Here is a 3863-nt window from a genome sequence, read left to right as displayed (position 1 = left end):
GTCAGGAGTGCGCCTTCGGTGATGAGCTGGGCGATGCCGCGTCCGGCGACCATCAGGACCAGCGTCGCGATGATCGGCTGGATGTCGAGCACCGCGACCAGCACCCCGTTCCAGAGACCGCAGAGAATGCCGACGCCGAGCGTAATCAGCAGCGTTGCGGCGAGCGAATGCCCCGAGGTGATCGCGGCGGCGGCGGTTGCCCCACAGATCGCCATGACGGCACCGACGGAGAGATCGATACCCTTGGTGGCGATGACGACCGTCATGCCGATCGCCAGAAGCACCACCGGCGCGCCGCGGTTGAGGATGTCGATGAGGCTGCCATAGAGGCGGCCGTTCTGGATCTGCAGGTTGAGGAAGCCGGGAAACACCAGCGATACGGCCACGACGATGACGCCGAGCGCGATCAGTTGCGGCAGCAACCGGTTGAAATAGAGCCTGAGGAACGACGTCACGACGTCCTCCTTTCATCGGTTGCGGCGATCGCCTCGACGATCTCACCGGCGGTAATCCGGCTGCCGTCGAGTTCGGCGACATGGGCGCGATCCCGAAGCACGATCACGCGGGTGCTGTAGGCGACCAATTCCTCGATCTCCGAGGAGACGACGATCAAGGACAAGCCCTTTTCGCGCAGCGCCTCGATCAGCTTGACGATTTCCGCATGGGCGCCGACATCGATGCCGCGCGTCGGCTCGTCGAGGATCAGGAATTCCGGTTCGGTCGCGAGCCAGCGCGCGAGGATCGCCTTCTGCTGGTTGCCGCCGGACAAGAGCTTGATCGGCTTCTCCCGATCGGCCGTGCGGATATCGAGCGCGCGAATATAGTGGTCGGCCAGCCGGTTCTGCTCGGCTCGCGAGATCGGTCGGGTCCAGCCGCGACGGGCCTGCAGGGCGAGTACGATGTTTTCGCGCACCGAGAGATCACCGATGATGCCCGATGTCTTGCGATCCTCCGGGCAGAAACCGAAACGGTAGCGGATGGCGGCCCGCGGCGACGAGAGATCGACCGTACGACCATCGATCTCGGCCTCGCCGCTATCGGCGCGATAGGCACCGAAGAAGAGCTCCGCGGTCTCCGTCCGTCCGGAGCCGAGCAGGCCGGCCATGCCGACCACTTCGCCAGAGCGGACATCGAGATCGAAGGGACGGACGCGACCCTTGCGGCCGTAGTTGCGAAAGCGGTAACGCAATGGCCCTTCCTGGGCCTCCGCGCGCGGCGCGTGGATCTCCGCCGCCAGCTCGCGGCCGATCATCATCGCGATCAGCTCGCGGCGATCCAGATTGGCGGTTTCACGCGTTCCGACGAGCTGCCCGTTCCGGAGCACCGTGATCCGGTCGGAAATCTCATAGACCTGCTCCAGAAAGTGGGTGACGAAGACGATGCCGAGCCCGCGTGCCTTGAGGCGCCTGATAATGCGGAACAGCATCGCCACCTCATGCGCATCGAGGCTCGCCGTCGGCTCGTCGAGGATCAGCACCTTGCCGGAGAGATCGACGGCCCGGGCAATCGCGACCACCTGCTGGATCGCGACCGAATAGCTGGCGAGATCGCGGGTGACGTCGATGTCGAGTTCATAATCGGCAAGCAGATCCCGTGCCCGCCGGTTCATCGCGCGCACGTCGACCATACCAAAGCGGCGGGGCTGGCGCCCGAGGAAGAGGTTCTCGGCAACCGTCAGGTTCGGCAGCAGGTTGACCTCCTGGTAGACCGTGCCGATCCCGAGTGCCTGGGCTTCGAACGTGTCGCGCGGATTGACCTCGGTATCATCGAGCAGAATGGCGCCGCCGTCGCGCCGGTAGGCTCCGGTCAGGCATTTGATCAGGGTCGATTTTCCGGCACCGTTTTCGCCAAGCAGCGCATGAACCTCTCCGCGCCTGAGGTGAAAATCGACCTTGTCGAGGGCTCTGGTCCCCGGGAAGGTCTTTTCGATCCGGATCGCCTGGAGAATGTGGTCATTGGTCTGCATCGATACGTCTCCGCGATGCTGGTACCTGCCGACGAGAAGCACAGCGCCTAGCCGCGGCAAGCTGCGCTCTTCAGCCGGAACTTGGAAAGAGCGTGGCCCGCGCGAGAAGCAGCGCGGGCCACGGCCGACGTCAGTAGCCGAGGCCCTTCTTTTCCTCGTAGACCTTCAGCGGCTCGTCGGCGTGAGTGTAGAGCTTCGATTCCGTCTGAATCCACTTCGGCGGCGCCGTGCCGTCCTTCTGGAAGGCGGCGAGCGCATCGAAGGCAGGACCAGCCATGTTCGGCGTCAGCTCGACCGTGGCATTGGCTTCGCCGGCGGCCATCGCCTGGAAGATGTCCGGGACGGCGTCGATCGACACGACAAGGATGTCCTTGCCCGGCTTCAGGCCGGCTTCCTTGATCGCCTGGATGGCACCGACGGCCATGTCGTCGTTGTGGGCATAGAGCGCGCAGATGTTCTTGCCGCCGTCCTCAGCCTTGAGGAAGCTTTCCATGACTTCCTTGCCCTTGGTGCGGGTGAAGTCGCCGGTCTGGCTGCGGATGATCTTCAGGTTATCGTGGCCGGAAAGCGCCTGTTCGAAGCCCTTCTTGCGGTCGATCGCCGGCGAGGAACCGGTCGTGCCCTGGAGCTCGACGACGTTGCAGGGCTTGCCCGCGGTCGTATCGACGAGCCATTTGCCGGCAACATTGCCCTCGTGCACGAGGTCGGAAGTGACTGCCGTCAGGTAAAGCTCCTTCGACGAATCGACCGTGCGGTCGAGCAGGATGACCGGAATTTCCGCATCCTTGGCTTCCTGCAGCACTTCGTCCCAGCCGGTAGCGACCACCGGGGCCACGAGGATGGCGTTCACGCCCTGCGCGATGAAGGAGCGGATCGCCTTGATCTGATTTTCCTGCTTCTGCTGCGCATCAGCGAATTTGAGATCGATGCCGCGCTGTTCGGCCTGCTGCTTGGTCAGCGTCGTCTCGGCGGCGCGCCAGCCGGACTCCGAGCCGATCTGCGAAAAGCCGACGACCAGATCGGCCGCGGAAGCGCTGCCAAACGTGCAGGCAGCAAGGATCGTTGCACTCGCAAGTGCCTTGGCGATTTTCATGATTTCCTCCCAAAGAAAGCTGCCTCCACGCAGCCATCGAGAAAAAATCATATAATATTACTTTTGTAAACGGGCACTTTTCGCCTAGTGCCCGCATCGATGAATTTTATCGGAAGTAGCAGAGGGCGCGGCAAACTGCCCCCCTCGCCAACGGCGTCGGATCCCTCTGCGGAAGTCACGCGTGAGAAAGCGCGCCCCGTACGGCCTAGGACTTAGCCAACAAGGTACCGGCAACGCTGGCGATCATCACGAGCACGACCCCGAAGATCTGGTTGAGCGCCAATGCCTGACCGAGAATGACGAAGCCGGCACCAGCGCCGATTGCCGGCTCCAGGCTCATCAGGATGCCGAAGGCCGAGGGCTGCATACGTCGCAGCGCCATGAATTCGAGGGCGTAGGGAAGCAACGGCACCAAGATTGCAAGCCCGGCCGTCATCAAGAGCATGTCGAAGGAGAAGCCGGATTGAACCTGGTGCACGCCAAACGGCGTTGCGAACAGGGCGGCAAACAGCAGCGAAACGGCGAGCCCTTCCAAACCCCTGAAGCGTTGGCCGGCATGCTTCATCAAAACGATATAGCCACCCCAACCGATCGCCGCGCCAAAGGCAAAAAGGAGGCCGCGCGTGTCCGCAACCCAGGATGAACCGTCCCAGGAAAGGCAGAATACACCGGCGGCAGCGAAAACCGGGCAAAACAGGCGCCAGCCACGGCCGCCGAAAATCGCAGCGACCGTCAAGGGACCGAGAAATTCGATCGCCACGGCAAGGCCGAGCGGGATGCGCGCGATGGCCGCGAAGAAGCACA

The 3863-nt window shown here is 63.2% G+C and carries 3 protein-coding genes and 1 pseudogene; all 4 read right to left on the bottom strand.

Going from position 1 to position 3863, the window contains the following annotated elements; all coding sequences use genetic code 11:
* Positions 1-455 (bottom strand): annotated as a pseudogene (locus tag I8N66_RS25105) (ABC transporter permease); the annotation flags it as partial.
* Complete coding sequence (ytfR, locus tag I8N66_RS25100) at positions 452-1966, bottom strand: galactofuranose ABC transporter, ATP-binding protein YtfR (RefSeq protein WP_291159490.1); 1515 nt, start codon at positions 1964-1966, stop codon at positions 452-454. The pseudogene I8N66_RS25105 and the gene ytfR, both read right to left, overlap by 4 nt.
* A gap of 130 nt (positions 1967-2096) precedes the next feature.
* Positions 2097-3059 (bottom strand): galactofuranose ABC transporter, galactofuranose-binding protein YtfQ, encoded by a 963-nt coding sequence (ytfQ, locus tag I8N66_RS25095; RefSeq protein ID WP_291159487.1) that lies wholly within the window; start codon positions 3057-3059, stop codon positions 2097-2099.
* A gap of 205 nt (positions 3060-3264) precedes the next feature.
* On the bottom strand, positions 3265-3863 hold a 599-nt coding region (locus I8N66_RS25090), incomplete at its 5' end, for an EamA family transporter (protein WP_291159485.1).

It is taken from the genome of Ensifer sp. SSB1 (assembly GCF_016652895.1).
Taxonomy (GTDB): Bacteria; Pseudomonadota; Alphaproteobacteria; order Rhizobiales; family Rhizobiaceae; genus Ensifer.
The sequence above is the reverse complement of the archived record's forward strand: the minus strand, read 5'-3'. Positions and strand labels throughout refer to the sequence as shown.